Raw genomic sequence first — 2,044 nt, forward strand, 5'->3', positions numbered from 1 at the left:
GACCACGTGCGCGACCGGATCCAGGTCCGCGCCCAGCCGCTCGGCCTCGCCCGAATTGACCACCGCCACATCGACATCCGCCCACAACTCGGCGGGCAGGCGGCGGACCGGCGAGGGGTTGAGCAGGACGGTCGTGCCGCTCGCCCGGGCGTGGCGCGCCGCGGCGGCCACCGTGTCGACCGGAATCTCCAACTGGCACAACAGGATGTCGGCTGCCGCGATGGCCGCCAGGTCGTGCCCGGTCAGGTCGGTCATCCGGGCGTTGGCGCCGCCGACGACGATGATGCTGTTCTCGCCGTCGCCGTCGACCACGATCGTGGCGATGCCGCTCGGCCCGGCGACCGTGCGCAGCCGGTCGGTCGACACCCTGGCCTCGGCGAGTGTCCCGCGCAGTTCGGCGGCGAAGACATCCGTGCCGATCGCTCCGAGGAACCGCACGTCGCCACCCGCGCGCCGCGCCGCGATGGCTTGGTTGGCGCCTTTTCCGCCCGGCACCATCGCGAAGCCGGTGCCCAGCACCGTTTCCCCGGGAGCGGGCCGGTGTCCGGTCGTGGTCACCAAGTCCATGTTGATGCTGCCGAGCACCACGATCGCGGGAGCGTCCGATTCGGCCGTCATGAGGCGGACGGTAGTCCCCGAGCCTGCCGCGCGCACGCGGCCGCCCCGGCGTCGCCGTGCCGCCCAGCGGGTGGAATCGGCGCCGAGCCGGATGCGTAGGCTGTAGCACATGACGGTAGGAACGACCACCCAGCCGGACGTTCGCGAGGTCGTGCACGAGGCCGCGCGCAAGGCCAGGGTCGCGTCACGCGTGCTGGCCCAGCTGACGACCGCGCAGAAGAACGACGCCCTGCACGCCGCCGCCGACGCCCTGCTGGCCGCCGCCGACCGGGTCCTCGCGGCCAACGCCGAGGACATCGCCGCGGCGCGAGCCGCGGGCACCGCGGAATCGCTGCTGGACCGCTTGCGGCTGACCAAGGCCCGCGTCGACGGCATCGCGTCCGGATTGCGGCAGGTGGCCGGGCTGCCCGACCCGGTGGGAGTGGTGGTGCGCGGCTCCACCCTGCCGAACGGTCTGGAGATCAAGCAGGTGCGCGTCCCGCTCGGCGTGGTCGGCATGGTGTACGAGGCGCGGCCCAACGTCACCGTCGACGCGTTCGGTCTCGCGCTCAAGTCCGGTAACGCCGCCCTGCTGCGCGGCTCGTCCTCGGCCGCGCGCTCCAACGCGGCGCTCGTCGCGGTGCTGCGCGAATCGCTTGCCGCGCAAGATATCCCGGCCGACGCCGTGCAGCTGCTGCCGAGCGAGGACCGTTCCAGCGTCACCCATCTGATCCAGGCCCGCGGCCTGGTCGACGTGGTCATTCCACGCGGTGGCGCCGGGCTGATCAACGCGGTGGTCCGCGACGCGCAGGTGCCCACCATCGAGACCGGCACCGGCAACTGCCACGTCTACGTGCACGCCGCCGCGGACCTGGACATGGCCGAGCAGATCCTGATCAACGCCAAGACCCGCCGTCCCAGCGTGTGCAATGCGGCCGAGACCGTCCTGATCGACGCCGCGGTCGCCGACACCGCGGTCCCGCGGCTGACCGAGGCGCTGCAGCGGCACGGCGTCACCATCCACGGCGACCTCCCCGGCCAGGTCCCGGCCACCGACGCCGACTGGGGCGAGGAGTACCTCACCCTGGACATCGCGCTGAAAGTGGTCGACGGCCTGGAGGCGGCGGTGGACCACATCAACGCCTGGGGCACCGGCCACACCGAGGCCATCGTCACCGGCGATCTCGCCGCGGCGCGCGAGTTCACCAGCCGCGTCGACGCCGCCGCCGTGATGGTGAACGCCTCCACCGCGTTCACCGACGGCGAGCAGTTCGGCTTCGGCGCCGAGATCGGCATCTCCACCCAGAAGCTGCACGCACGCGGCCCGATGGCACTGCCGGAACTGACGTCCACCAAGTGGATCGTCTGGGGCGAAGGCCAGATCCGCCCGGTCTGACCCGGGCCGGCCACGGTCGCGACCGACGCCGAGTCGGCGCCGGCGCCGGTC

Annotated in this window: 2 protein-coding genes; one reads left to right on the plus strand and one right to left on the minus strand. The window is 72.7% G+C overall.

Going from position 1 to position 2,044, the window contains the following annotated elements; translation table 11 throughout:
• The coding region (locus ON27_RS07795; protein ID WP_043721695.1) for a PfkB family carbohydrate kinase at nucleotides 1–618 on the minus strand (618 nt) is incomplete at its 3' end.
• A 109-nt stretch (nucleotides 619–727) separates the two neighbouring features.
• On the opposite strand from ON27_RS07795, the gene ON27_RS07800 reads away from it, so the two are divergent.
• Entirely contained in the window at nucleotides 728–1,993 is a 1,266-nt protein-coding gene (locus ON27_RS07800) for a glutamate-5-semialdehyde dehydrogenase (protein ID WP_043721693.1), read from the plus strand.
• Nucleotides 1,994–2,044 lie beyond the last annotated feature (51 nt).

The organism is Nocardia asiatica NBRC 100129, from assembly GCF_000308415.1.
In the GTDB taxonomy this organism is placed as follows: domain Bacteria; phylum Actinomycetota; class Actinomycetes; order Mycobacteriales; family Mycobacteriaceae; genus Nocardia; species Nocardia asiatica.